The 20,456-nt window shown below is 68.7% G+C and carries 19 protein-coding genes; 3 read left to right on the forward strand and 16 right to left on the reverse strand.

Features of this window, described 5'->3' with window-relative positions; all coding sequences use genetic code 11:
• Window positions 1–68 precede the first annotated feature (68 nt).
• Both ACM0M4_RS01015 and ACM0M4_RS01020 read left to right on the forward strand, forming a co-directional pair.
• Window positions 69–734, forward strand: coding sequence for a TetR/AcrR family transcriptional regulator (locus ACM0M4_RS01015; protein WP_003083903.1), 666 nt, complete (start codon window positions 69–71; stop codon window positions 732–734).
• A 5-nt stretch (window positions 735–739) separates the two neighbouring features.
• Window positions 740–1,330, forward strand: a complete 591-nt coding sequence (locus ACM0M4_RS01020; protein WP_003102213.1) for an IMPACT family protein — start codon at window positions 740–742, stop codon at window positions 1,328–1,330.
• Window positions 1,331–1,336: 6 nt separating this feature from the next.
• Here the strand turns inward: ACM0M4_RS01020 and siaD are convergent, their stop codons facing one another.
• From siaD to ACM0M4_RS01085, 13 genes are all read right to left on the reverse strand, one after another.
• Window positions 1,337–2,164 (reverse strand): biofilm formation regulator diguanylate cyclase SiaD, encoded by an 828-nt coding sequence (gene siaD, locus ACM0M4_RS01025; protein WP_003083910.1) that lies wholly within the window; start codon window positions 2,162–2,164, stop codon window positions 1,337–1,339.
• A gap of 6 nt (window positions 2,165–2,170) precedes the next feature.
• Entirely contained in the window at window positions 2,171–2,551 is a 381-nt protein-coding gene (siaC, locus tag ACM0M4_RS01030; RefSeq protein ID WP_003102215.1) for a biofilm formation regulator SiaD modulator protein SiaC, read from the reverse strand.
• A 26-nt stretch (window positions 2,552–2,577) separates the two neighbouring features.
• Window positions 2,578–3,120, reverse strand: coding sequence for a biofilm formation regulator kinase SiaB (gene siaB / locus ACM0M4_RS01035; RefSeq protein ID WP_003083916.1), 543 nt, complete (start codon window positions 3,118–3,120; stop codon window positions 2,578–2,580).
• Between the two features lie 8 nt (window positions 3,121–3,128).
• Window positions 3,129–5,120 carry a biofilm regulation protein phosphatase SiaA gene (siaA, locus tag ACM0M4_RS01040; RefSeq protein WP_221345474.1) on the reverse strand — a complete coding sequence of 664 codons (1,992 nt, stop codon included), beginning with the start codon at window positions 5,118–5,120 and terminating at the stop codon, window positions 3,129–3,131.
• A 262-nt stretch (window positions 5,121–5,382) separates the two neighbouring features.
• The gene (locus tag ACM0M4_RS01045; protein ID WP_003083922.1) at window positions 5,383–6,432 is read right to left on the reverse strand and encodes a protein-glutamate methylesterase/protein-glutamine glutaminase; all 1,050 of its coding nucleotides are present in this window, start codon (window positions 6,430–6,432) and stop codon (window positions 5,383–5,385) included.
• Window positions 6,433–6,451: 19 nt separating this feature from the next.
• Window positions 6,452–7,054, reverse strand: a complete 603-nt coding sequence (gene cheD, locus ACM0M4_RS01050) for a chemoreceptor glutamine deamidase CheD (RefSeq protein ID WP_003102220.1) — start codon at window positions 7,052–7,054, stop codon at window positions 6,452–6,454.
• Window positions 7,055–7,059: 5 nt separating this feature from the next.
• Window positions 7,060–7,902 (reverse strand): CheR family methyltransferase, encoded by an 843-nt coding sequence (locus tag ACM0M4_RS01055; protein WP_003102222.1) that lies wholly within the window; start codon window positions 7,900–7,902, stop codon window positions 7,060–7,062.
• Window positions 7,903–7,971: 69 nt separating this feature from the next.
• A complete protein-coding gene (gene aer2 / locus ACM0M4_RS01060) occupies window positions 7,972–10,011 on the reverse strand; it encodes an aerotaxis transducer Aer2 (protein ID WP_003112650.1) in 2,040 nt (679 codons plus the stop codon).
• A 35-nt stretch (window positions 10,012–10,046) separates the two neighbouring features.
• Window positions 10,047–10,532, reverse strand: coding sequence for a chemotaxis protein CheW (locus ACM0M4_RS01065; RefSeq protein ID WP_003083938.1), 486 nt, complete (start codon window positions 10,530–10,532; stop codon window positions 10,047–10,049).
• Window positions 10,519–12,438, reverse strand: coding sequence for a chemotaxis protein CheA (locus ACM0M4_RS01070; RefSeq protein WP_003162954.1), 1,920 nt, complete (start codon window positions 12,436–12,438; stop codon window positions 10,519–10,521). The genes ACM0M4_RS01065 and ACM0M4_RS01070 overlap by 14 nt, the downstream gene beginning before the upstream one ends.
• 27 nt (window positions 12,439–12,465) lie before the next feature.
• Entirely contained in the window at window positions 12,466–12,831 is a 366-nt protein-coding gene (locus ACM0M4_RS01075) for a response regulator (protein ID WP_003083943.1), read from the reverse strand.
• Window positions 12,832–13,028: 197 nt separating this feature from the next.
• Window positions 13,029–14,213 (reverse strand): trichloroethylene chemotactic transducer CttP, encoded by a 1,185-nt coding sequence (gene cttP, locus ACM0M4_RS01080; RefSeq protein WP_369700423.1) that lies wholly within the window; start codon window positions 14,211–14,213, stop codon window positions 13,029–13,031.
• A gap of 180 nt (window positions 14,214–14,393) precedes the next feature.
• A complete protein-coding gene (locus ACM0M4_RS01085; protein ID WP_003083951.1) occupies window positions 14,394–15,326 on the reverse strand; it encodes a LysR family transcriptional regulator in 933 nt (310 codons plus the stop codon).
• A 116-nt stretch (window positions 15,327–15,442) separates the two neighbouring features.
• Here ACM0M4_RS01085 and ACM0M4_RS01090 point away from each other — a divergent pair, with 116 nt between their 5' ends.
• Window positions 15,443–16,195 (forward strand): 3-oxoacyl-ACP reductase family protein, encoded by a 753-nt coding sequence (locus tag ACM0M4_RS01090; protein WP_003106691.1) that lies wholly within the window; start codon window positions 15,443–15,445, stop codon window positions 16,193–16,195.
• A gap of 99 nt (window positions 16,196–16,294) precedes the next feature.
• On the opposite strand, the gene atsA is transcribed toward ACM0M4_RS01090, so the two are convergent.
• The 3 genes from atsA to ACM0M4_RS01105 all read right to left on the reverse strand — a co-directional run bounded on the left by atsA (window position 16,295) and on the right by ACM0M4_RS01105 (window position 20,445).
• Window positions 16,295–17,905, reverse strand: a complete 1,611-nt coding sequence (atsA, locus tag ACM0M4_RS01095) for an arylsulfatase AtsA (RefSeq protein ID WP_054375686.1) — start codon at window positions 17,903–17,905, stop codon at window positions 16,295–16,297.
• Between the two features lie 87 nt (window positions 17,906–17,992).
• On the reverse strand, window positions 17,993–18,832 hold the full coding sequence (locus tag ACM0M4_RS01100) for an ABC transporter ATP-binding protein (RefSeq protein WP_003117229.1): 840 nt from the start codon (window positions 18,830–18,832) through the stop codon (window positions 17,993–17,995).
• Window positions 18,829–20,445 (reverse strand): ABC transporter permease, encoded by a 1,617-nt coding sequence (locus ACM0M4_RS01105; protein ID WP_003106694.1) that lies wholly within the window; start codon window positions 20,443–20,445, stop codon window positions 18,829–18,831. Before ACM0M4_RS01105 ends, ACM0M4_RS01100 begins: the two co-directional genes overlap by 4 nt.
• Window positions 20,446–20,456: the final 11 nt, after the last annotated feature.

Below are 20,456 nucleotides of genomic sequence, written 5' to 3' on the forward strand. Positions count from 1 at the left end.
CGCCTGGCTTGTGTCCCGCGGCCGGGCTGGGGTATCAACGCGGGGATCACGCCGATGGAAACCTGCGCATGACCCTGACAGTGCCCGCCCACGACCCGGCCGCCCGCGACAAGCCGGCCGGGCGCATCCGCCAGAAGAACGAGGAGGCGATCCTCGCCGCGGCCGAGGAGGAGTTCGCCCGCCACGGCTTCAAGGGCACCAGCATGAACACCATCGCGCAGAACGTCGGCCTGCCCAAGGCCAACCTGCACTACTACTTCGGCAACAAGCTGGGCCTCTACACGGCGGTGCTGAGCAACATCCTCGAACTCTGGGACAGTACCTTCAACACCCTCGGCGTCGACGACGATCCGGCCGAGGCGCTGGCCCGCTACATCCGCGCCAAGATGGAGTTCTCCCGCCGCTACCCGCTGGCCTCGCGGATCTTCGCCATGGAGATCATCAGCGGCGGCGAGTGCCTCACCGCGCATTTCAACCAGGACTACCGCAGCTGGTTCCGCGGCCGCGCCGCGGTATTCGAGGCCTGGATCGCCGCCGGCCGGATGGACCCGGTGGATCCCGTGCACCTGATCTTCCTGCTCTGGGGCAGCACCCAGCACTACGCCGACTTCGCCAGCCAGATCGGCCTGGTCACCGGCCGCAAGCGCATGTCCAGGCAGGACTTCGCCGCCGCCGCCGACAACCTGGTGCGGATCATCCTCAAGGGCTGCGGACTGACCCCGCCGGCGGCCTGAACGCGATGCCGAGCACCCTGCAAGGCCTCGCCGAATACCGCGAGGAAATCCGCAAGAGCCGCTTCCACACCATCGCCGCGCCGGTGGCCGACGAGGACGAGGCGCAGGCGTTCATCGCCGCCCACCGCGACGCTTCCGCCGGACACAATTGCTGGGCCTGGAAGTGCGGCGCGCAGTACCGCTTCAGCGACGACGGCGAACCCGGCGGCAGCGCCGGGCGGCCGATCCTGGCGGCCATCGAGGGACAGGACATGGACTGCGTGGCGGTGCTGGTCAGCCGCTGGTTCGGTGGCATCAAGCTCGGCACCGGCGGCCTCGCCCGCGCCTATGGCGGCGGCGCGGCCAAGTGCCTGCAGCAGGCGCCGCGCAGCGAGCTGGTCGAGCGCTGTCGGGTGCGCTTCGCCTGTGCCTTCGCCGACCACGCGCTGCTCAAGGCGCGCAGCCTGGCGCTGGGCGCCAGCGTGGCGGCCGAAGACTACGGCGCCGACGGCGTCGTCCTGACCCTGGAGTTGCCGGTGGCGCGCTTCGAGGCGCTTCAGGCGCTGCTGGTGGACCTCAGCCGAGGCCAGGTGCGGCCGCAGCGGCTGGACGCCTGAGGAGGCTCAGCGCGCTGGAGCCGGGCGGGAAGGGGCAGGAAGCGGCGGGAGCGCGGCGAACACGCATTTGTCGCGGCCGCTGCGCTTGGCGTCGAGCAGTGCGGCGTCGGCGCGATTGACGGTCTGCGAATAGGTTTCGCCGATGCGGTGTTCGGTAACGCCGACGCTGGCGGTGACGCTCAGCGCCTCGGTGCCGACGCGTACCGCCAGGGTCCGTACGCTGTCGCGCACCCGCTCGAGTACCGGGCCGGCGTCCTGCAGGCGGGTCTGCGGCAGCAGCAGGAGGAATTCCTCGCCGCCCCAGCGGCCGCAGAGGTCGTATTCGCGTAGCTCGGATTCCATGGCCCGGGCGATTTCCACCAGCACCCGGTCACCGCTGTCGTGGCCCCAGGTATCGTTGACCTGCTTGAAGAAGTCCACATCGAGCATTGCCAGCACGTAGCTCTGGCCGTGGCGCTGGGAGCGTTCGTTCTCCTCCCTGAGGCGCTCCAGCAGCATGCGTCGGTTGGGCAGGCCGGTCAGCGGGTCGCGGATCGAGGCTTCCTTCAGCGCCAGGTTGAGGTCGCGCATCATCTGCTGGTAGCGGTCGGAGATCCGCGCCACCTTTTCCAGGCGCCGCAGCTGCTTGTGGTAGCGCTCGGACAGCGACAGGTTCTGCTCCCGCGCCATCGACTGGAATCCGTCGGAGATCCGGGCGATGCGCTCCAGCCGCACCAGTTGCTCCAGCGATTGCTGGCGCAGGCGGGCCAGCGCCTGGTGCAGCGGATGCCCGTGGAACTGCGGATCGGCCAGCAGGCCGTCGATCCAGGCGTCCAGTTCGCGTTCGCGGCTCATCGTCGGCTACTCGTCGTGGGCCTGGATGGCGAAGGGGAAGCTGCAGTCCTCGCGGAACTCCTCGGCCAGCTCCGCGACCCGTTCGTTGCGCCGGTCGTAGTGCCAGCGCAGGCTGACCGGGCGACCGCCCTGGTGGGCCTCTTCGAGCAGGTCGAGGATGTCCATCATGGCCTTGATCGAACTGGTGTTCAGGTACAGCAGGCGCAGGTCCAGTTCCAGCGGCCGCTGCCCGGCGGCGAGGAAGCGCTCGACCCAGTCGATCACCTGGCCGAACAGTTCATAGGAGTTTTCCGGGTAGGAATCGCCTTGCATGGACAGGCGTCCGGCCTGCCAGTCGCCCTGGATGGCGGGCGTGGACTGGGTGCCGGGTATGTGCAGGTCACTCATGATGGTGTTCTTCCTAAAACACGGGGTCAGATCACGGCGCGCAGGCTGAAGAAGGCGCGCCCGTCGGGCTGTTCCTTCAGCGATGCGGCCAGTGGTTCGCTGGACTTGCGGGCGATGTCCAGCAGGCCGAGACCGGCTCCGCTGGCGCAGCCGCTGTCGCGCGGGCGGCGTAGCTGCTCCTTGTAGGCGGCCTTGAGGGCGGCCTTGTCGAGGTTGGCGATGGCCTGGATGCTGCGCACCAGGCTCTGGCCGTCGTCGCGTTCCACCAGGTTGCCGGCGGACACCACGTAGTGGCCGTCCTCGTTGCGGGCGATGGCTACCGTGGCCGCCGCCTCGTGTTCGCCGTAGCCCTTGAGATTGGCGTAGTGGCGGATGTTCTGGGTCATCTCGATGTACACCGCGAAGACGTCCATCGCTTCGCTCGGCTTGGCCTGTTCGGCGTGCAGGTAGTTGCGCAGCGCGTGGCCTATCTCCTCGATCAGGCTGCGCGAGATCGGTCCGTTGAAGCAGAGCAGGATGCGTTGGCGAGTGTAGCTTTCACGCATGGCCAGCAGGTCTAGCGTTTCCATGGGTGCCCCTAGTCGAATCGGAAGGACAGGATGGTGATGTCGTCGCGTTGCGGGTGCTCGCCCTGGTACTCGGCGAGCGTCGCCACGAAGGCCTCGGCCTGCTCGGGGAGCGGCTGCCGCGCGTGGTCGCGGAGCATGTCGGCGAAGCGCCGGCTGCCGAAGCCGAAGCCGTGTTCGCCGCCGGCCTGGTCGAGGAAACCGTCGGTGCTCAGGTAGAAGGTCCAGCCCGGCGCCAGCGGTACCTCGATGTTGCGGTAGTCGCCACGGCGCTTGTCGCCGATCGCCCGGCGCGCGCCCTTGAGTTCCTGGACCTCCTCGCCGTCGCTGGCGTACAGCGAGATCTTCGCCCCGGCGAAGGCCAGCTGGCGGCGCCGGCGGTCGACCCAGACCAGCCCGGCATCCATGTTGGTGGCCAGCGCCTGGGGGATCTGCTCCTGGCTGAGCATGCTGCGCATCGCCTGGTCGGTCTCGCCGAGGATCGCCGCCGGGTCGCGGCTGCCCACCGCCTCGATGGCGTGGTCGATGGCGGCGCGGGCGAGCATGGTCATCAGCGCGCCGGGCACGCCGTGACCGGCGCAGTCGACCACGCCGATCAGGTAGCCGTCGGCCTGCTCGCGGTACACGTAGAAGTCGCCGCCGACCACGTCGCGCGGTTTCCACAGCATGAAGTGATGCTCGCCGAGGGTGGCGCTGAGCTGGCGGTCGGGGAGGATCGCGCGCTGGATCAGGCTGGCATAGTCGAGGCTGTCGCCGATCTTCTTCTGCGCGGCGGCCATCTCGCGGTTGGCTTCCTCCAGCGCCTGGGTGCGCTCCTGGACCTTGTCTTCCAGCTCGGCGGTGTGCCGGCGGACCTGGTCGGCCATGCTGGCGAAGGCCTTCGACAGCGAGCCGATCTCGTCCTGGCGCGCCAGCGGCAGCGGCGTGTCGTAGCGCCCGGCGGCGATCGCCTTGGCCGAGCGCTTGAGGCTGCGCAGGGGGCGCAACAGCAGGCGCTCGACGGCATAGGCGAAGCCCAGCAGCAGGGCCACCAGCAACAGCAGGAACGTGCCCGCCAGCGGCCAAAGCCAGCGGTTGTCGAGGACCTGGGCGGCGTGCAGGTCGACGGCGGTGAGCACGTACCAGCGCAGTTGGGGAATGTAGGCCACGGCGAAGAGTTGCTGGCGGCCGTCGAGGCCGGCCCACAGGCAGTGCACCGAGCCGGCCTTGGCGCGGGCCAGGCGCATGGCCTCGCGCAGGGCGTCGCGCTGTTCCGGCTGGTCGAGCAGGTCGAACACCCGGTGGCGTTCGCTGGCGCCGCCGGCGGCGGAGCTGTAGGCGATCAGGCGGCGGTCCGGGTGGGCCTGGATGGCGCCGTCGTCGCCGACGATCATCGGCGTCACGCCCGGCTCGCGGGCGATGATGAAGTCGTCGAGGAAGCCGCTCAGGTCCAGGCCGCTGCCGGCCAGGCCGATGGGCCGGCCCTGGTCGCGGATCACCAGGTTGAACCAGACCTTGGTCAGGTTCAGCTTGCTGTCGACATTGACGTTGATGTTGTAGGCGGCGCTGTTGCGCAGGGTATTGAAGTACCAGGCGTCTTCCGGGTCGCCGGCCTCCAGGGTGTAGCGCGGCCGTTCGCTGTAGGGTTGGCGGCCGTCGTTGAAGTAGTAGTGGTGGGAGCCGCTGGCGATGATGAAGTAGGCGTGGTCGCGGAAGTCGCCGCGGTAGCCCTCGGCCTCGCGGAAGAACAGCGCGCGGCGCGCCGGGTCGTCTTCCTTCAGCAGCCAGTCGCGGGTCACCACCGATTCGGCGAAACGGCGCGACAACGCCAGTTCGCGGGAGACCGGGGCGAGGATCTTCTGCCGGTGCAGCAGGGTGAAGTTCTTCGCGTAGGCCAGGCCGAAGTGCGTACGGATGTCGTCCATCGCGCGCCAGCCCAGCAGCACCGCCGGGACCAGTGCCAGGGCACAGGCCAGCAACAGCGCCACCACCGATTTGCCGCGCAACCCCCAGTTCGCCGCCATGGCTATCCCTATCAGTTTCTCGCCCGGCCCGCGGCCGAAATCATGGATCGAAAGCGTGTGTCGAACTTTTGGCGAAAGGGCCAATTGTGCAGATGTGCATTATTTCAGGCAACGTAATTTGGTTTTATTTCGCCATTAATTTGACGTCACAATGATGGCGAGCAGGCAAAGGCCCGTGGTTCGGGCCTGTCGTCGGCGGGGTCTCGGCGGGGGAGGTTGCGGGGGGCGGCGAAAAAGCGCAGCGGGCCGGCCAGGATCCCGCTCAGAGGCGGTTGCCGCTGCCGCGCCGGGCGGCTTGCTGGAGCAGCGCGGCGGCGATCCGTTCGAGCGGCAGCACGTCTTCCGCGGCGCCCAGTTCCACCGCTTCGCGGGGCATGCCGTAGACCACGCAGGTAGCCTCGTCCTGGGCCAGGGTGTAGCCGCCGGCCTGGCGGATCGCCAGGAGCCCGCGCGCGCCGTCCTTGCCCATGCCGGTGAGCAGGCCGGCGAGCAGGTTGCGCCCGGCGCAGCGAGCCAGCGACTCGAACATCACGTCCACTGCCGGGCGGTGGCCGTTGACCTGCGCCTGGCGGTTCAAACGCACCACGTAGTTGGCGCCGGAGCGCTGCACCTCCATGTGGTGGTCGCCCGGCGCGACCAGGGCGTGGCCGGGCAGTATGCGGTCGCCGTCGCGCGCTTCGCTGACGCTGAGCCGGGTCAGGCGATCCAGGCGCTCGGCGAAGCTGCGGGTGAAGCCGGGAGGCATGTGCTGGGTGATGACCACCCCGGGACTGTGCGCCGGCAGGCCGAGCAGCACTTCCTTGAGCGCCTCGGTGCCGCCGGTGGAGGCGCCGAGGGCGATGATCTTCTCGGTGCTGAGCAGCGGCGCCGCGCTTTCCGGCGGCGCCGGCGCGTCCGCCGCACGGCGGCGCAGGCGGGCGCGGGCGACGGTCTTGAGCTTGGCGCGGATTTCCTCGGCATAGGCCTGCATGCCTTCGGCGATGCCCAGCCGGGGCTTGGCGATGAAGTCCACCGCGCCCAGTTCCAGCGCGCGCAGGGTGGCTTCGGAACCGCGCTCGGTGAGCGAGGAGATCATCAGCACCGGGGTCGGCCGCGCCTTCATCAGCTTGTCGAGGAAGGTCAGGCCGTCCATTCGCGGCATTTCCACGTCGAGGCTGATCACGTCCGGCGCGTGCTGCTTGATCAGGTCGCGGGCGACGAAGGCGTCCGGCGCGCAGCCGACCAGGCGCAGCTCCGGGTCGGCCTGGATGATCTCCTTGAGCAGGCTGCGGATCAGGGCGGAATCGTCGACGACCAGGACACTGATGGGCATGGCGGGCTCTCCCGGAGAGTCAGAACAGGTCGATGGGGCCGCCGTCCGCGTTGCGGTCGATACGGCGGCGGTAGTCGCGTTCACGCTGCAGCACGGTGTCGTTCTTCAGCTCCACCAGGGACTTCACCAGGACCCGGCCATTGCGCGGGAAGAAGTAGATCTTGCGCGGGAAGGCCTCCAGCACGTCGCTGGCGAGCAGCGGGATACGCTCGGTGGCCAGGTAGTCGAGGGTGAACTCGACGTTGCGCTGGCCGATGGCGGCGCTGATCTGGCGCAGTACCGAGCCGCCGCCGAAGACCTTGGCCTGCAGGCGCTCGCGGCTGGCGCCGAGGGCCAGCATGCGGTTGATCAGCAGTTCCATGGCGTGGCTGCCGTAGCGCGCCGACGGCGAGGCCGGGTCGCCGCCGAGGCCGCGCTCGGGGAGCATGAAGTGGTTCATCCCGGCGATGCCGTTGAGCGGGTCGCGCAGGCACACCGAGACGCAGGAGCCGAGCACGGTGACGATCACCAGGTCTTCGCCGCTGGCGAAGTATTCGCCGGGCAACAGCTTCACCGCATCGCAGGCGAAGTACGGATCGTAGTAGCGGTTCAGCGGCGCGCCTTCCCGGGCCTGGAGATTCATCGCGATCAGGCCGGGCTGTAGACGGTCTGGCCGACGGAGCGCACCAGGTGGCTGGCGTGGACGAAGTTCTCCGAATGCCCGGCGAAGAACAGGCCCTCCGGCCGCAGCAGGGCCACCATGCGTTCCAGCAGGCGGGTCTGGGTCGGCTTGTCGAAGTAGATCATCACGTTGCGGCAGAAGATCGCGTCGAGTTCCCCGGCGATCGACCAGTCTGCCTCCAGCAGGTTGATCTGGCGGAACTCCACCAGTTGCCGCAGTTCCTCCACCACCCGCGCCTTGCCGGCGTTGGGCCCGGTGCCGCGGAGGAAGAAGCGTTTCTTCAGCGGCGCCGGCATCTGCTCCAGGCGCTCCAGCGGATAGACGCCCTGGCGGGCGCAGTCGAGCACTCCGGTATCGATGTCCGAGGCGACGATCTTCACCGGCGGATCGAAGCTGCCCAGCGCCTCCACCAGGGTGATGGCGATCGAATAGGGTTCCTCGCCGGTACTCGCCGCCGCCGACCAGATGCGCAGCGGGCGATGCCGCTGCAACTGGCGGCGGGCGAGGTCGGCGAGCAGGGGGAAGTGGTGGCGTTCGCGAAAGAATGCGGTGAGGTTGGTGGTCAGCGCGTTGACGAACAACTGCTGCTCGCCCGGCTCGCGGTCGAGGTGGGTGAAATATTCGGCGAAGCTGCCGAGCCGCAACAGGCGCAGGCGCCGCGAGAGGCGGCTATAGACCAGTTGCGCCTTGCTCTCGGCCAGGCTGATGCCGGTCAGCCGGTAGAGCCGCTCGCGTACTTGCTGGAAGTCCTCGCGGGTGTAGTGGAACTCCTGGTTGCCGAACACCGGCGAAGGCGTGGAGGTGGGCATTGGCGTCGGGTTTCCCTGGTCGACCCTAAGGGCTTGCCGCCCTCCGCCTGGCGGAGGCGCGGCGTGGTCTCAGAACTCTTCCCAGCCGTCTTCCTTGCGCGCCTTGCTGGCCCGCGCCATGCCGCTGCGGGCCAGCGGCGCCGGCGCGCTGGGGCGTGGCGCGGACGGCCGCGCGCTGGCGAGCTGGACCACGCTCGGCGGAGTGTCCAGCCTGAACACCGCCACCGACTGGTTGAGCAGGCCCGCCTGCTCCTGCATGGCCTCGGCCGCGGCCGCGGCTTCCTCCACCAGCGCGGCGTTCTGCTGGGTCATGTCGTCCATCTGCGAGACCGCGCTGTTCACCTCTTCGATGCCGGTGCTCTGCTCGGCGGAGGCGGCGGCGATCTCCGACATGATGTCGGTGACCCGGCGGATCGCCACCACGATGTCGCTCATGGTCTGTCCGGCCTGGGCCACCAGGGTGTTGCCGTTCTCCACCTTGTCCACCGAGTCGGAGATCAGCGTCTTGATCTCCTTGGCCGCGGCGGCGGAACGCTGGGCGAGGGTGCGCACTTCCCCGGCGACCACCGCGAAGCCGCGGCCCTGCTCGCCGGCGCGGGCTGCCTCGACCGCGGCGTTGAGGGCGAGGATGTTGGTCTGGAAGGCGATGCCGTCGATCACCCCGATGATGTCGGCGATCTTGCGCGCCGACTCGTTGATCGAGGACATGGTGCTGACCACCTTCTGCACCACGGTGCCGCCCTGGGTCGCCACTTCCGAGGCATTGGCCGCCAGCGAGTTGGCCTGGCGGGCATTCTCGGCGTTGAGCTTCACCGTGCTGGTCAGTTCTTCCATGCTCGAGGCGGTTTCCTCCAGGCTCGACGCCTGCTGCTCGGTGCGCGCCGACAGTTCGGCGTTGCCGCTGGCGATCTCGCTGGCGGCGGTGTTGATGGTGTCGGCGGCCTCGCGAATCTGCCCGAGCATCCGCGACAGGCTTTGTGCGGTGTCGTTGGAGAAATCCTTGAGCTGGCCGAAGGTGCCCTGGTAGTCGGCCTCGATGCGCTGGGTGAGGTCGCCCTGGGCCAGCGCCCCGAGCATCCGCGAGACGTCGCGCAAGCCGCGGTCGGCGGTATCCACCAGGCTGTTCAGGTCCTTCGCCAGCCTGAGGAAGAAGCCTTCCTTGCCGGCCTCCTCGACGCGCTTGCTGAAGTCGCCGGCCGCCGCCGCCTGCACCAGTTGCGAGACTTCCTGCTCGGCGCGGTGTTCCTCGGTGCGGTCGGTCCATTGCACGGCGGAGCCGAGGCGTTCGTTGGCGTCGTTGAACACTGGCACCACATCGAGGGAGAAGCGCCGGCCGCCGAGGTTGAGCTCGGCCTTGTGCACGCCGGTGAGGTTGGCCAGCAGGTGCCGCTGGTGCGCCGGATTCTTGTGGAACACGTCGATGTTGGCGCCCATCAGGCGGCCGGCGTCGAAGTTCGGCAGTTGCTTGCGGATATCCGCTTCGGCGCGACCGAGCATCTCGCTGACGGTGCGGTTCATGTAGATGATGTTGAGGTCGTTGTCGGCGATCATCACGTTGGCCGAGACGTTGTCCAGCGCGCTCTTGATCCGCGCGTTGTAGGCCGCCGTGGCCAGTTGCGCCGAGGTCGCCTCGGCGGCCCCGCGCAGGCGTTCGCGAACGCCGTCGATGGCTTCGGTGATCTGCGCCTTCTTGCCCGGCAGGCGGTCCATCAGCGGCTCGAAGTTGCCCTGGCCGTAGGCGGTGACCACGCTGACCACCTTCATCTTCACCGCGATGTGCGCGGCCACCAGTTCGTTGACGCCCTTGGCGATGCGCGCCGCGCGACCTTCCAGGCGTTCGGCGGGAATCGTCTGGTCGATCCAGCCGGCTTCGTGCTGGCGGCTCATCTCCGCCAGCCCCGCCTCCAGGCTTTCCACCTGCTGGAGTTCGGCGCGTTGTTCGCGCAGTTGCCGCTGCAGCGCCCGCAGGCTGTCGTAGAGACGCTCGTAGCCGGGCGCCGGGGCCTCGCCGACGGCGGTGTCGAGCTGGCCGTCGGCGAACGACTGGAGGAGCGTGGCGATCCGGTCGGCGCGTTGCTGCGCCACCGCATGTGCATTGAACAGACCCATTTCGATATCCCCTGCCTATCCCTCGTTGGCGCCGCTCAGGCCGCGGCTTCGTCGACCAGCGCCATTTCGCGGCTGGTCATCAGTCTCTCGATGTCCACCAGGATCAACATGCGCTCGCCCGCGGTGGCCAGGCCGAGCAGGTATTCGGTGTCGAAGCTGGCGCCGAACTCCGGCGGCGGCCTGATCGCGTCGCCGCCCAGTGCGATCACGTCGGATACCGAGTCCACCACCACGCCGACGATGCGCCGGCCGATGTTGAGGATGATCACCACGGTGAACGGGTCGTAGGTGACCTCGGCGAGGTGGAACTTGATGCGCAGGTCGACGATCGGCACGATCGCCCCGCGCAGGTTGATCACGCCCTTGATGAAGGGCGGCGCGTTGGCGATCGCGGTGACCTGGTCGTAGCCGCGGATCTCCTGCACGCGGAGGATGTCGATGGCGTACTCCTCGCGGCCCAGGGTGAAGGTCAGGTATTCCTGCGCCGGGCCGTTCGCCTGGCTTGCCTCAGTGCCGTTCATCGGCGGTGTCCTCCCGCGCCGCCAGGCGTGGCAGCGCATCGACGTCGAGAATCAGGGCGACGCTGCCGTCGCCCATGATGGTGGCGCCGGCGATACCCTCCACACGGCGAAAATTCTGTTCCAGGCTCTTGATCACCACCTGCTGCTGGCCGACCAGTTCGTCCACCTGCAGGGCGAAGCTGCGCCCCTCGGACTCGAGGATCACCACGATGCCCTGCTCCGGCGCCGGCGCTTCGCCGCCGATGCGCAACAGCTCGTGCAGGCTGAACAGCGGCAGGTACTCGCCGCGTACGCGGATCATCGCGTTGTCTTCGCCGCCGAGGCCGCGCACGTCGTCGCTGCGCGCCTGCAGCGACTCGACGATGTAGGTCAGCGGAATCACGTAGTTGACCGCTTCGACGGCGACGATCAGGCCGTCGAGGATCGCCAGGGTCAGCGGCAGGCGGATGCCGATGCGAGTGCCCATGCCGGGCGCCGAGTCGATGTCGATGCGCCCGCCCATGGCACCGATGTTGCGCTTCACCACGTCCATGCCGACGCCGCGTCCGGACAGCTCGGTGACCGCCTCGGCGGTGGAGAAGCCGGGCATGAACACCAGTTGCCAGACCTCGGCGTCGCTCATCCCGTCATGCACCGGCAGGTTGCGCTCGCGGGCCTTGGCGAGGATACGCGGACGCGACAGGCCGCGACCGTCGTCGGAAACCTCCACCACCACGCTGCCGCCCTGGTGGCTGGCGGCGAGCTTCACCGTGCCGCTCGCCGGCTTGCCGGCGGCGAGGCGTTCGGCGGGCGTTTCGATGCCGTGGTCGATGCTGTTGCGGACGATGTGGGTGAGCGGATCGCTGAGTTTCTCGATCACGCTCTTGTCCAGTTCGGTGTGCTCGCCGTGCAGGTGCAGCTCGACCTGCTTGCCCAGGCGCGTGGCGGTGTCGCGCACCAGCCTGGGGAAGCGGCTGAAGATGAAGTTGATCGGCAGCATGCGGATCGACATCACCGACTCCTGCAGGTCGCGGGTGTTGTGTTCGAGCTGGGCCAGGGCGTGCTGCAGGCGCTCGTGGCGGCTCGGGTCGAGCTGCTCGCCGAGCTGGCCGAGCATGGCCTGGGTGATCACCAGTTCGCCGACCAGGTTGATCAGGCTGTCGATCTTTTCCACGCTGACCCGGATCGAGCCGGACTCGCCGTCGCCACGCACGGGCGCGACTGCGCCCCTGGCCGGCGCGGCGACGGCTTGCGCGGGCGCACTGGGCGCGGCGGGGCTGCCGGGGGCGCCGTCGAACAGGCCGAAGGCGCGTTCCTCCGCCGGTGGGGAACCCGGTGCCTCATCGAAGAGGCCGAACGCTTCGCTCGCGGCCGGTGCGCCGGGCGCCTCGTCGAAGAGCCCGAACGCTTCCGGCGCGGCCGCTCGTTCCGGAGCGCCCGGGCCTTCGTCGAAGAAGCCGAAGGCATCGTCGTCCGCGGTTTCCCTGGCGGGCGCGTCGTCGAACAGGCCGAAGCCTTCCTCCGCCGCTTCCTGCTCCGGCACCCGCAGCCAGCCGCGCAGCCGCTCGACCGTCTCCAGTAACGGCACCCCGGGGTCGGGACTGCCGCTGCGATGGGCGTCGAGCAGGCGCTGCAACACGTCGCGGGCTTCGAGGAAGGAACTGATCATGTCCGGCCGCAGGTGCATCTGGCCGCAGCGGATGCGGTCGAGCAGGGTCTCCAGTTCGTGGGTGACGGCGGTGATGTCGTCGAAACCGAACATTCCGCTGGAACCCTTGATCGAATGCGCGGCGCGGAAGATGCCGTGCAGCGTCTCGCTGTCCGGCCGGTCCAGGTCGAGACCGATCAGGAGGAGTTCGAGGGTGGCCAGGTGTTCCTCGGTTTCCTCGAAGAACACCTGGAGAAACTGGCTCATATCCTGGGGCATGGGACCTCCCCCGCGGGGGAACGGGAATCAGGGCAGGACCTTGCGCGTCACTTCGAGCAGTTTCGGCGGGTCGAACGGCTTCACCAGCCAGCCGGTGGCGCCGGCGCTGCGCCCCTGCTGCTTCATCGCGTCGCTCGATTCGGTGGTCAGCATGAGGATCGGCACGCTGCGGTAGCCGGCCAGGTTACGCAGGCTGCGGATCAGCGACAGGCCGTCCATGTTCGGCATGTTCTGGTCGGTGAACACCAGGCTGTAGCTCTTGCTCTGGGCCTTGCCGAGGCCTTCCTTGCCGTCCGCGGCCTCGTCCACCTCGTAGCCGGCGGACTTCAGGGTGAAGCTCAGCATCTGGCGGATAGACGCCGAGTCGTCGACGATCAGAATCGGTTTGCCCATGGTCTTGCGTCCTCACGGTGTCCCTACCGCAGCGCCAAGCTCGGCGGCGAAGGTGGTGTGTGCCAGGTGGCTGTGACGGAGGGCTCTGATGGCCCTTTGCTAGTTCCAGTAAAGACAATGTCCGGTGGATTTCAATTATTGGCGCCGGTTTCTCGTCGGATAGTTATCCGGTTAGACGGATTGGCTATCGATACCCCTCAGAACAATTCCACTTCGCCCACGTTGACGCTGTTCTGGCTCACCGGGCTGGGCAAGGGCCGGCGCAGTTCCTCGACCTCCCGTGCGACCCGTTCGGGCCATTCCTGGCGCGGTCGCGCCTCCAGCGCGCCGAGGCCGAGGGCGAAGGCGCCAAGACGCGCATGGTGCTTGCGCATCTGGCCGAGCAACTGGCTGCCCATGTCCTGGAATTGCAGGGCGGTGACCGCCGCGTCGACGCCCTGGCCGACTTCCAGCGAGAGCCGGTCCAGTTCGTGGATGACCTTCAGGGTGTGCCGATTCATCGCCTCCAGGTCATCGAGCATGCCCTGGATCTTGTGCTTGGAATCGAGGGCGAAGGACATGTCCTTGTCGGCCAGTTGCGAGATCGCGCTCTCGGCGTCCTGGATCTCGTGGTGGACCACGTCGACGTGCTTGCGGATGGCGGCGGAAAACTCCGTGGAGCGGGTCGACAGCGCGCGCACTTCATCGGCGACCACGGCGAAGCCGCGGCCGCTCTCGCCGGCTCGGGCGGCCTCGATGGCGGCGTTGAGGGCGAGCAGGTTGGTCTGCTTGGCGATGGCGTCCATGTCCTGGGTCGACTGCAGGATCTCGGTGATCTTCAGCCGCACCTGGTCCATGCGTTCCACCAGTTGCTGCGAGGTCCGGCTGGTTTCCAGGGTAGCCTCGACGAACAGGCTGAGGGTCTGCTGGGTGGTCCTGACGAAGTCCTGGAAGTTGATGCCTTCGTCGACCTGGCCGCGCCCGTCGTAGCGCTCGATCAGCGAATGGGACAGGCCGCGCTGGGTATCGATGCGTTCGGCGAGGCCGTGGAAGCTGTCGCTGAGCTGGCGGATCGCCGAATGCAGCAGTTCGTCGATCTGCCGGGCGTGACCGTCCAGTTGCGCGGTTTCGTCGGCGAGCGCCCGTTGCGCCGCGCTCCAGGCCGGCGAAGCGGTATCCGCCTGCGGGTTGGCATTCGCTACCGCTTGCCGAGGGGCGCGCAGGAGGAGGACGAGCATGGCCAGGCTGGCGAACCAACCGAGCGCCAGGACCAGCCAGACGCCGAGGCCGACGGCATGCAGCCCGGCGCACAACGCCCAGGGTAGGGAAAGCAGGCCCAGCTTCAGCAGCAGGGGCCGGGATGGTAACGAAACACCGAGGGACTCGCGCATGCTGCACTCCATGTGCCGGATCGGAGCAGGGCTTCCAGGCGGTCCCTCGGGACCGTGCGGAAGACGCCTTCCAAGCTCGTCGGCGGCGTTTTCTAAAACTAGAGTCCCAATCGGTAATGTCAAACTGCCGTTTTTCCGGCGAGGCCGGTGCCAGGGCCTTTTCCCGTTTGCCGAGGCGACGGATGGCTGGCGCTAGCCGGTTGGGAAGGCGGAGAAGCGCCGGGCCAGGTCCTGGCGGCGGAAGTAGTCGACGACGAAGTCGACGAAGACCCGGGTCTTGGCCGGTAGCAGCTTGTTCGCCGCGTAGTAGAGGCTGGTGTTGCCGGCGTCGACGTACCAGTCCGGCAGGACCCGCACCAGGGCGCCGGACTCCAGGTAGGCATAGGCGTGCTGCATGCATACCAGGGTGATGCCCAGGCCCATGGCGGCGACCTCGCAGGTGGCTTCCGGGTCGCTCATGGTCATGCGTTCGCGCAGCTCTATCGGCGCCTCCTCGCCGTTGCGCCGGCGCAGCGGCCAGGAGCGCACGCGGCCGGTCTGCGGCGAGCGGATGCGGATCCCGTCGAAGCCGCCCAGGTCGCCTGGATGGCGGATTGGCGGCTTGTCGCGGAGGTAGGCGGGCGAGGCGAGGAGGATCAGGTGGCCCGGCGTCAGGTTGCGCGCCACCACCCCGGGAGGCAGTTCGAAACCGCCGCCGATGGCGGCGTCGAAGCCTTCGCCGATGAGGTCGACCTGGCGATTGTCGAAATGCCAGTCGGGCACGATGTCGGGATAGCGTTCGAGGAACTCGCCGAGCAGCGGCAGGATGTAGTCGCGGCCGAAGGCCAGCCCCATGCTGACCTTCAACGTGCCGCTGGGTTGGTTGCCGACGCTGGAGACGTTGGCGAGAGCGGTCTGGATGCCCTCCAGGCTGCCGCCGACCTCTTGCAGGAAACGCTCCCCGGCTTCGGTCAGGGTCAGGCGCCGGGTGCTGCGCTGGAACAGGCGCACGCCGAGGTTGCTTTCCAGGCGGGCGACGTTCTTGCCCACCCCGGCCGGCGTCAGGCCCAGGCGCCTGGCGGCCTCGGCGAAGCTACCGGCCTCGGCGCTGCGGACGAAGCACTGGATGTTGCTGAGGGTTTCCATGGGAAAGGGCCCGCATAAACCATTGGTATCGGCTGAATATAGCGATTACCCGCTACCAGGTCTGCAATGGACGACGGAAACTCGGGGCCTGTCTATCCACTCCGATGGAGATTTCCATGTCCGTATCCTCTGCATCCCTCGCCGGCAAAGTCGCCTTCGTCCAGGGCGGTTCCCGCGGCATCGGCGCCGCCATCGTTCGCCGGCTGGCCGCCGAAGGCGCCAGCGTCGCCTTCACCTACGTCAGCTCGGCGGACAAGTCCCGGGCCCTGGCGGCCGAACTCGAAGGCGCCGGAGCCAGCATCCTGGCCCTGCATGCCGATAGCGCCGACGCGGCCGCGCTCGTCGCCGCCGTCGACGAAGCGGCGGCTCGCTTCGGACGCATCGACATCCTGGTCAACAACGCCGCCGTCCTCGCCCTCGGTTCGGTGGAAGAGCTGCCGCTGGCCGACTTCGAGCGGACCCTGGCGATCAACGTGCGCAGCGTCTTCGTCGCCACCCAGGCGGCGGTCAAGCACATGGGCGACGGCGGGCGGGTGATCAGCATCGGCAGCACCAATGCCGAACGCATGCCGTTCGCCGGCGGCGCCACCTACGCGATGAGCAAGTCGGCGCTGGTCGGCCTGACCAAGGGCCTGGCCCGCGACCTCGGCCCGCGCGGGATCACGGTGAACAACGTGCAGCCGGGTCCGGTGGATACCGACATGAACCCGGACGACGGCGACTTCGCCGAGGCCCTCAAGGGCCTGATGGCGCTGCCGCGCTACGCCCGCAGCGAGGAAATCGCCAGCTTCGTCGCCTACCTGGCCGGGCCGGAAGCGGCCTACATCACCGGGGCCAGCCTGACCATCGATGGCGGTTTCTCGGCCTGACCCGGGTCGCCTCGTTCCACCCGGCGAAGTAGCCCCTCTCCCCGACCTTCTGGCCAGACGTTCCCTCCTGAAGGGAGAGGGCGAGGGGAGAGGTTCCGCTTATCGCACCAGGAAAGGCGAAGCCCCCTCTACGACACCGGTCTCGCTGACGTATCGCTTCCAATGCTCGATCAGCTCCGCCAGCTTGCCCGGCTGGCTGTCAGCGAGGTCGTGGATCTCGCCCGGGTCGCGGGCCAGGTCGTAGAGCTGCCAGGTGGCCGGGCCCACCGGGGCCGGCAGGTACACCGCCTTCCAGTCGCCCTGGCGGATCGCACGCATGCCGAACAGCTCCCAGCCGGTCACGGTGTTCTCGTCGTGGGCCGCCTCGGTCTCGCCGGAAAGCCAGCCCAGCCAAGACCTGCCGCGCGGCTCGGCGATCTCGCGGCCGCGCCAGCGCTTGCCTGGGTGGCGGACACCGGCGAGGTCGAGGAGGGTCGGGGTGACGTCCATCACCGTGGCGAAGGCATGGCTGATCGCACCCTGCCGGCTTAGCCGCGGGTAGCGCACCAGCGCTGGCACGCGAATCCCGCCCTGGGTGGTGAACGCCTTGTACAGGCGCGATGGTGCGGTGGCCGCCTGGGCCCAGCGCGGGCCATACCAGACGTAGGAATTGGCGCGGCCGATGTTTTCCAGGCTGTTGTCGTAGTGCCGGTCGAGAAAGCCCAGCAGGTCCGGGCCGAATTTCGGGAACGCCTCCAGCAGGGCGCCTTCGGCGCCGTTGTCGGACATGAACAGGACGAAGGTGTTGTCCAGCTCGCCCTGCCGGCGCAGGTAGTTCACAACCCTGCCGATGTTCCAGTCCATGCGCTCGACCATCGCCGCGTAGACCTCCATCGCCCGCGCCGACTTAGCCCGTTCCTCGTCCTCCAGGGCCTCCCACTCGCGGGTCAGGGCGAGCACCGGATGGGCTTCGACGTCCGCTTCCACCAGGCCCAGCTCCTTGAGCCGGGCCAGGCGTTCCTGGCGCAGCGCTTCTGGACCGGCGTCGTAGCGACCGCGGTACTTCTCGACGATCTCCCGCGGCGCTTGCAGCGGCCAGTGCGGCGCGGAGAACGGCAGGTAGGCGAAGAACGGCCGGCTCTGGTCGCGCTCCTTGAGGTATTGCAGCAGCTTGTCGCCGAAGGCGTCGGAGGAATAGAAGCCCTCCGGCAGCGTGTCGAGGTAGCGCTCGTCTTCCACGTAGAGCGCTGGCGTACCCTTGAGGATGCGCGGAGCGCTTTCGTCGTAGGGCGGCTCGAAACCATAGTGGTTGGCGGCGCCCGGCAGCAGCGAGAAGGAACGCTCGAAACCGCGTGCATGGGGCGTCTGTTCCGGCTTCAGACCGAGGTGCCACTTGCCGGCCATGAGGGTCTGGTAGCCGGCCTCGCGGAGCAGCTCCGGCAGCGCCACCACGCGCTCGTTGAGATGCCCTTCGTAACCCGGCTTGCCTGCCAGTTCCGGGGTCAGCGCCTCGGCCATGGTGCCGATCCCGGCGATGTGGTGGTCGGTGCCGGTGAGCAGCATCGAGCGGGTCGGCGAGCAGGTCGAGGCGGTGTGGAAGTCGGTCAGGCGCAGGCCGGCGATGGCCAGGGCGTCGAGGTTCGGCGTGGCGATCTCGCCGCCGAAGGCGCCGATATCGGAGAAGCCCAGGTCGTCGGCGACGATCACCAGGAAGTTGGGGCGTTTGCTCATGCGCGGGTCTCGTCTGGATGGGAGGAGAAGGTGGGGCCCTCGCCCCCGCCCTTCCCGCAGGGGGAAAGGGCCAGGGCAAGGGGCTTTTCAGCAAGCGAGGAATTCGAAGGGCAGGTTTTCCACCCGTCGCGGCGGCGGCGCGACGTACTCGCCGTCGGCGGTCAGTTCGTGCAGCAGCGCTTCGCGCTGGCGCAGGAAGTCGAAGCCACCGCGCTCGCGCGGATGCGCCAGGCCCACCTCGACCACCCGCCTGATCCGCCCCGGACGCGGCTCCATCACCACCACCCGGTCGGCCAGGTAGAGCGCCTCCTCGACGTCGTGGGTGACCAACAGGGTGGTGATACGGGTGCGCCGGCGGATCGCCAGCAACTCTTCCTGCAACTGCTGGCGGGTCAGTGCGTCGAGGGCGCTGAACGGCTCGTCGAGCAGCAGCAGGCGCGGGCTGGCCACCAGGCCACGGGCGATCGCCACGCGCTGGGCCATGCCGCCGGACAACTGGTGCGGGTAGGCTCGCTCGAAGCCGTGCAGGCCGACCAGGCGGATGTATTCGTCGATCCGCGCCGCCTTGTCGGTTTCGCCCAGGGCTTCGTTGACCAGGCCGAGGGCGACGTTCTGCTGCACCGTCAGCCAGGGGAACAGGCGGTGCTCCTGGAACACGATGCCGCGTTCGCCGCCGATGCCGGCGATTGGCCGGCCGTCGACGCGGATCTCGCCGTCGTAGTCGCGGTCCAGGCCGATCAGCAGGCGCAGCAGGGTCGACTTGCCGCAGCCACTGGCGCCGACGATGGCGATGAACTCGCCCTCGCCGATCTCCAGGTCGAACTGCTGGATCGCTTCCAGTCGCCGGCCGTCCACGGCGAAGTGCTTGCGCACCTGGCGGAAGCTGACCAGCGGGGTGCCCGTGGCGGGCGCGGTGAATGCGTTCATGCGTGTCTCCAGCGCGTGGCGCGCGCTTCGATGCGTTGGCCGAGGGCATTGAGCAGGGCGCCGGTGAGGCCGACCAGGAGCATGCCGGCGCCGATCAGGTCCATGCGGAACAATTGCTGGGCGCCGATCATCAGGCTGCCGATGCCGCCGTCGGAGGGCATGAAGTACTCGGCGCCGATGGTTCCCAGCCAGGCGTAGATCAGCGCCAGGCGCAGGCCGGCGAACACCGACGGGGCGGCACCCGGCAGGACCAGCCGGAGCAGCCGTCGCCAGGGACCCAGGCGCAGCACCCGGGCCGCCTCGCCGAGGCTCGGCGGCAGGCTGGCGATGCCGCGCTGGGTGGCCAGCAGCAGCGGGAAGAAGGCGGCGATTGCGACGAACGTCAGCTTGGCCGGTTCGCCCAGGCCGAACCAGGCGGTGAGCAGCGGTACCCAGGCGAAGATCGCCACCTGCCGCAGTGCCGCGAAAGTGGGGCCGAAGAAGCGTTCCGCCGGGCGCCACAGGCCGAGCAGCAGGCCGCCGAGGAAACCCAGGCCGCCGCCCAGCAGGAGCCCGCCGAGCGTGCGCTTCAGGCTGTCGAACAGGGCGCCTGGGAGGCTGCCGTCGAGCGCTCCGCTCCAGGTCGCCCGCGCCACTTCCAGAGGGCTGGCGAGGATTGCCGGATCGACCCATTCGGCGCTGCTCGCCGACTGCCACAGGAGCAGCAGCGCCAGCGGCGGCAGCCAGACCTGCAGGCGCTGCCAGCCGCGTCCCGGCGGGCGCCGGCGGAATTCGCCGGTGGCGGCTTGCGGCCAGTGCAGCAGGCGGCGGTCGAGCCACTGGATGGCGCGGTCCATGCCCACCCCGACCAGGCCGATGATGAGGATGCAGACGAACACGATGTCGAGCATGAACAGTTGCCGGCCCTGCACCATCAGGTAGCCGATACCCTCGCTGGAAGCCAGCAACTCGACCGCCAGCAGCGAGGTCCAGCCCTGCGCCAGGGCCAGGCGCAGCCCGGTGAGGAAGGCCGGCAGCGCCGCCGGCAGGATCAGCCGCCAGACCAGCAGGCGTGGCGGCAGGCGCAGTACTGCGGCGGCTTCGCGCAGCTTGGGCTGGGCGTCGCGCACGCCGACCAGGGTATGGATGGTCACCGGCACCACGACCGCTTTCACCAGCACCACCAGCTTGAGCAGTTCGCCGATGCCGAAGAACAGCATGAACAGCGGGATCCAGGCCAGCGTGGGGATTTGCGCGAGGGCGCTGAAGGTGGGGAAGACCAGGCGCTCGGCACGCGGACTGAAGCCTAGCCAGGCGCCTAGCGCGGCGCCGCTGGCGACCCCGGCGAGCAGGCCCCAGGCCAGGCGCCGCAGGCTGATCGCCAATTCGCTCCAGAGTTCGCCGGCGAGCAACTCGCGGGCGCTCTGCCAGACCAGCTCGGGAGTTGGCAGCACCTGGGCCGACATCCAGTGGCGATGGCTGGCGACCCACCACAGCAGCGCCAGCCCGAGCGGCAGCAACCAGGGCAGCAGGCCGTCCCCCAGGCGCCGGGCGAAAGCCGCGGAGGGCGGCGGCGCCAGGCGCGGCAGGGGCCGGCTCCAGGCGGGCGAAAGGGTTTTATCGATATTCTTCATGGGAATATAAA

This window comes from Pseudomonas sp. 18-147, assembly GCF_051048045.1.
Classification (GTDB): Bacteria; Pseudomonadota; Gammaproteobacteria; order Pseudomonadales; family Pseudomonadaceae; genus Pseudomonas; species Pseudomonas aeruginosa.

What these genes read in the sequence shown, in the direction of transcription:
- ACM0M4_RS01015 (WP_003083903.1), top strand. Translation starts at nt 69, where the DNA reads ATGACCCTGACAGTGCCCGCCCACGACCCGGCCGCCCGCGACAAGCCG.
- siaD (WP_003083910.1), bottom strand. Translation starts at nt 2,164, where the DNA reads ATGAGCCGCGAACGCGAACTGGACGCCTGGATCGACGGCCTGCTGGCC.
- siaA (WP_221345474.1), bottom strand. Translation starts at nt 5,120, where the DNA reads ATGGCGGCGAACTGGGGGTTGCGCGGCAAATCGGTGGTGGCGCTGTTG.
- aer2 (WP_003112650.1), bottom strand. Translation starts at nt 10,011, where the DNA reads ATGGGTCTGTTCAATGCACATGCGGTGGCGCAGCAACGCGCCGACCGG.
- ACM0M4_RS01090 (WP_003106691.1), top strand. Translation starts at nt 15,443, where the DNA reads ATGTCCGTATCCTCTGCATCCCTCGCCGGCAAAGTCGCCTTCGTCCAG.
- ACM0M4_RS01105 (WP_003106694.1), bottom strand. Translation starts at nt 20,445, where the DNA reads ATGAAGAATATCGATAAAACCCTTTCGCCCGCCTGGAGCCGGCCCCTG.
- ACM0M4_RS01065 (WP_003083938.1), bottom strand. Translation starts at nt 10,532, where the DNA reads ATGAACGGCACTGAGGCAAGCCAGGCGAACGGCCCGGCGCAGGAATAC.
- siaC (WP_003102215.1), bottom strand. Translation starts at nt 2,551, where the DNA reads ATGAGTGACCTGCACATACCCGGCACCCAGTCCACGCCCGCCATCCAG.
- ACM0M4_RS01045 (WP_003083922.1), bottom strand. Translation starts at nt 6,432, where the DNA reads ATGCCCATCAGTGTCCTGGTCGTCGACGATTCCGCCCTGATCCGCAGC.
- ACM0M4_RS01070 (WP_003162954.1), bottom strand. Translation starts at nt 12,438, where the DNA reads ATGCCCCAGGATATGAGCCAGTTTCTCCAGGTGTTCTTCGAGGAAACC.
- ACM0M4_RS01020 (WP_003102213.1), top strand. Translation starts at nt 740, where the DNA reads ATGCCGAGCACCCTGCAAGGCCTCGCCGAATACCGCGAGGAAATCCGC.
- atsA (WP_054375686.1), bottom strand. Translation starts at nt 17,905, where the DNA reads ATGAGCAAACGCCCCAACTTCCTGGTGATCGTCGCCGACGACCTGGGC.
- siaB (WP_003083916.1), bottom strand. Translation starts at nt 3,120, where the DNA reads ATGGAAACGCTAGACCTGCTGGCCATGCGTGAAAGCTACACTCGCCAA.
- cheD (WP_003102220.1), bottom strand. Translation starts at nt 7,054, where the DNA reads ATGAATCTCCAGGCCCGGGAAGGCGCGCCGCTGAACCGCTACTACGAT.
- cttP (WP_369700423.1), bottom strand. Translation starts at nt 14,213, where the DNA reads ATGGAGTGCAGCATGCGCGAGTCCCTCGGTGTTTCGTTACCATCCCGG.
- ACM0M4_RS01055 (WP_003102222.1), bottom strand. Translation starts at nt 7,902, where the DNA reads ATGCCCACCTCCACGCCTTCGCCGGTGTTCGGCAACCAGGAGTTCCAC.
- ACM0M4_RS01100 (WP_003117229.1), bottom strand. Translation starts at nt 18,832, where the DNA reads ATGAACGCATTCACCGCGCCCGCCACGGGCACCCCGCTGGTCAGCTTC.
- ACM0M4_RS01085 (WP_003083951.1), bottom strand. Translation starts at nt 15,326, where the DNA reads ATGGAAACCCTCAGCAACATCCAGTGCTTCGTCCGCAGCGCCGAGGCC.
- ACM0M4_RS01075 (WP_003083943.1), bottom strand. Translation starts at nt 12,831, where the DNA reads ATGGGCAAACCGATTCTGATCGTCGACGACTCGGCGTCTATCCGCCAG.